The 4,124-nt window shown below is 69.9% G+C and carries 4 protein-coding genes; 2 read left to right on the top strand and 2 right to left on the bottom strand.

Features of this window, described 5'->3' with window-relative positions:
• Nucleotides 1–68 precede the first annotated feature (68 nt).
• Both ABT004_RS36075 and ABT004_RS36080 read right to left on the bottom strand, forming a co-directional pair.
• Complete coding sequence (locus tag ABT004_RS36075; protein WP_351345999.1) at nt 69–947, bottom strand: DUF3097 domain-containing protein; 879 nt, start codon at nt 945–947, stop codon at nt 69–71.
• A 34-nt stretch (nt 948–981) separates the two neighbouring features.
• On the bottom strand, nt 982–1,731 hold the full coding sequence (locus tag ABT004_RS36080) for an MBL fold metallo-hydrolase (RefSeq protein ID WP_351346002.1): 750 nt from the start codon (nt 1,729–1,731) through the stop codon (nt 982–984).
• A gap of 130 nt (nt 1,732–1,861) precedes the next feature.
• On the opposite strand from ABT004_RS36080, the gene hrcA reads away from it, so the two are divergent.
• Together hrcA and dnaJ are read left to right on the top strand one after the other, a co-directional pair.
• On the top strand, nt 1,862–2,878 hold the full coding sequence (gene hrcA / locus ABT004_RS36085; RefSeq protein ID WP_351346005.1) for a heat-inducible transcriptional repressor HrcA: 1,017 nt from the start codon (nt 1,862–1,864) through the stop codon (nt 2,876–2,878).
• Nucleotides 2,879–4,018, top strand: coding sequence for a molecular chaperone DnaJ (gene dnaJ / locus ABT004_RS36090; protein ID WP_351346008.1), 1,140 nt, complete (start codon nt 2,879–2,881; stop codon nt 4,016–4,018).
• Nucleotides 4,019–4,124 lie beyond the last annotated feature (106 nt).

Below are 4,124 nucleotides of genomic sequence, written 5' to 3' on the forward strand. Positions count from 1 at the left end.
CCGGCGGGGCTTGAATCATCAAGTCCCGCCGGCGATTGAGGCGCGGGGTCCGGGGCGGAGCCCCGTGGTTAGGCCGGGGCCGTCACGAAGTCGATCAGTTCCTCCACGCGGCCCAGGAGCGCCGGTTCCAGGTCCTTGTAGGAGTGGACCCGCGACAGGATGTGCTGCCAGGCCTCGCCCGTATTCGCCACCCGCCACCCGAGCGCACCGCACACGCCCGTCTTCCAGTCCTGCCCCCGCGGCACCCGCGGCCACGCCTCGATGCCCACGGACGAAGGCTTCACCGCCTCCCAGATGTCGATGTAGGGGTGCCCCACGACCAGCGCGTGCTCACTCGTCACGGACTGGGCGATGCGCCACTCCTTCGACCCCTGCACCAGGTGGTCGACGAGGACCCCGAGCCGCGCGTCCGGCCCCGGGGCGAACTCGGAGACGACCGCCGGAAGGTCGTCGACGCCCTCCAGGAACTCCACCGCCACGCCCTCGATCCGCAGGTCGTGACCCCAGACCCGCTCGATGAGCTCGGCGTCGTGCTTGCCCTCCACGTAGATGCGGCCCGCCCGGGCCACCCGCGCACGGGCCCCCGGAACCGCCACCGAGCCCGACGCCGACCGGGCGGGGCCCCTCGCGGCCGGCCCCGAGGGACGTACCAGCGTGACGACCTTGCCGTCGATCATGAAGCCGCGCGGTTCCATCGGAAACACCCGGAGCTTGCCGAAGCGGTCCTCCAGGGTCACCGTCGGCCCCTGCGCCGTCTTCTCGACCCGGACCACCGCCCCGCAGAAGCCCGTGGTGACCTCCTCGACGACGAGGTCCGGTTCGGCCGGGACCTCGGGGGTCGGCTTGTTCCGCTTCCACGGAGGAGTCAGGTCGGCAGAGTACAAATGGCGCTGCGGGCCCGAAGGGCCCTCGTCGGAGGGGCGGTGGCGGGAGACGGGTGGGAGCATTCGAGGGACGATAAGAGAAGTCCCGGGTCCCCGGCTACGACACGCCGAAACGCGCCGCCAATGTGGCGCGCTGCGCACGGACGAACTCCGCATTCACCGTCGAACCGTGCCCCGGAACGTACACCGCGTCCTCGCCGCCGAGGTCGAGGAGCCGGTCGAGCGCGGCCGGCCAGTGACCCGGCGCCGCGTCAGGACCCGCCTGCGGTTCGCCCGACTCCTCCACCAGGTCGCCGCAGAAGACGATCTCCGGGCCTGAAGGGCTGCCGGGGACCAGGACCGCCAGGTCGTGGCCCGTGTGCGCGGGACCGATGTTCGCGAGCAGCACCGTCAGGCCGCCGCCCAGGTCGAGCGTCCACTCGCCGCACACCCGGTGCGGCGGGGTGACGAGGATGTCGACCGCCTCGGTCGCCGCGTCCGGGTCGACCCCGTGCCGCACGGCGTCGGCGCGCAGCCCCTCGGCGCCGCGCTCGAAGAGGACGTCGATGCCCACCGCCCCGTACACCTCGACACCCGCGAACGCGGCCGTGCCGAGCACATGGTCGAAGTGCGGGTGGGTCAGTGCGACATGGGTCACTCTCCGGTGCGCACCGAGGAGCGCGCGGGCGTCGGCGCGCAGCCGGACGCCTTCACGGAGTGAGGATCCCGTGTCGATCAAGAGCGCCGCATCCACACCGACGACGAGGCCGCTCGTGCAGTCGAGCCCCGGCAACCGCACCCGCCCCACATTCGGCGCGAGTCCCTCCCAACCCGCCGAGACCCAATCGATACGCTGCTCGAACTCCATACCTCGACGCTAGCTCCCTTGCCGGGCCCGTACCCACCGGCCGTACACTGAGCCGGGGAAGATTGGCACTCGCCCATTGGGAGTGCCAAAGCAGGATGATCGCGGCGGCTGATTCTGGAGGTGTGCGCCGATGCTCAACGAACGCAGGCTCGAAGTGCTGCGCGCCATCGTCCAGGACTATGTCGGCACCGAGGAGCCCGTCGGCTCCAAGGCGCTCACCGAGCGGCACCAGCTCGGGGTCTCGCCGGCGACGGTGCGCAACGACATGGCGGCCCTGGAGGACGAGGGATTCATCGCCCAGCCGCACACCAGTGCCGGGCGCATCCCCACCGACAAGGGCTACCGCCTCTTCGTCGACAAGCTCACCGCCGTCAAGCCGATGGCCGGTCCCGAGCGGCGTGCCGTGCAGAACTTCCTGGACGGCGCGGTCGATCTGGACGATGTCGTGGGCCGGACCGTGCGGCTGCTCGCGCAGCTCACCCGGCAGGTGGCGATCGTCCAGTACCCGTCCCTGACCCGGTCCACGGTGCGCCACGTCGAGCTGCTGTCGCTCGCGCCCGCCCGTCTGATGCTCGTACTGATCACGGACACCGGGCGCGTGGAGCAGCGGATGATCGACTGCCCGGCCCCCTTCGGTGAATCGTCCCTGGCGGATCTGCGGGCCCGGCTGAACAGCCGCGTCGCGGGCCGCCGGTTCGCCGACGTACCGCAGCTGGTGCAGGACCTGCCGGACGCCTTCGAGCAGGAGGACCGCGGCACGGTCTCGACGGTGCTCTCCACTCTTCTGGAGACGCTCGTCGAGGAGTCCGAGGAGCGGCTGATGATCGGCGGCACCGCCAATCTCACTCGCTTCGGACATGATTTTCCCCTCACCATCCGGCCCGTTCTGGAAGCCTTGGAGGAGCAGGTCGTGCTCCTCAAGCTCCTTGGCGAGCTGGGAGATTCGGGCATGGCCGTACGGATCGGTCACGAGAACGCCCATGAGGGACTCAACTCCACATCCGTGGTGTCGGTCGGTTACGGTTCGGGCGGCGAGGCAGTGGCCAAGCTCGGCGTGGTCGGCCCGACCCGCATGGATTACCCGGGAACGATGGGAGCAGTACGCGCAGTGGCACGTTACGTCGGACAGATCCTGGCGGAGTCGTAAGTGGCCACGGACTACTACGCCGTACTCGGCGTGCGCCGCGACGCTTCCCAGGACGAAATCAAGAAGGCCTTCCGAAGGCTGGCGCGTGAGCTTCACCCGGATGTGAATCCGGACCCGAAGACTCAGGAGCGCTTCAAGGAGATCAACGCCGCCTACGAGGTGCTCTCCGACCCGCAGAAGAAGCAGGTCTACGACCTCGGGGGAGACCCCCTGTCGCAGTCCGGCGGAGGCGGCGGGGCCGGTGGCTTCGGCGCCGGCGGGTTCGGGAACTTCTCGGACATCATGGATGCCTTCTTCGGCACGGCGTCGCAGCGTGGACCCCGGTCCCGTACGCGCCGTGGCCAGGACGCCATGATCCGGCTCGAGATCGAGCTCGACGAGGCGGCCTTCGGCACCACCAAGGACATCCAGGTCGACACGGCTGTCGTCTGTACGACCTGTAGCGGTGAGGGTGCCGCTCCGGGTACGTCGGCGCAGACCTGCGACATGTGTCGCGGGCGCGGTGAGGTCTCGCAGGTCACGCGGTCCTTCCTCGGCCAGGTCATGACCTCGCGGCCGTGCCCGCAGTGCCAGGGCTTCGGGACCGTCGTCCCGACGCCGTGCCCGGAGTGTGCCGGTGACGGCCGCATCCGGTCGCGTCGCACGCTGACGGTGAAGATCCCGGCCGGTGTGGACAACGGCACGCGGATCCAGCTCGCGGGCGAGGGCGAGGTCGGGCCCGGTGGCGGCCCCGCCGGTGACCTCTACGTGGAGATCCACGAACTCCCGCACCCGACCTTCCAGCGGCGCGGCGACGACCTTCACTGCACGGTCACCATCCCGATGACGGCGGCGGCCCTCGGCACGAAGGTGCCGCTGGAGACGCTCGACGGCGTGGAGGAGATCGACATCCGGCCGGGCACGCAGTCCGGCCAGTCGGTTCCGCTGCACGGGTTCGGTGTCACGCATCTGCGGGGCGGTGGCCGTGGTGACCTCATCGTGCATGTCGAGGTCATGACTCCGCAGAAGTTGGATCCGGAGCAGGAGAGGGTGTTGCGGGAGCTTGCGGAGTTGCGTGGCGAGGAGCGGCCCACGGGGCAGTTCCAGCCGGGTCAGCAGGGCCTCTTCTCCCGCCTGAAGGACGCGTTCAACGGCCGTTGAGCCACCCGCCGTTACGGCCTCGGGGCTCTGCCCCGGACCCCGCTGCTCAATCGCCGCAGGGGCTTAAAAGATCGCCTCAATCGCCGGCGGGGCTTGAAATATCAAG

The sequence above is a fragment of the Streptomyces sp. NPDC002790 genome, assembly GCF_040295505.1.
Classification (GTDB): Bacteria; Actinomycetota; Actinomycetes; order Streptomycetales; family Streptomycetaceae; genus Streptomyces.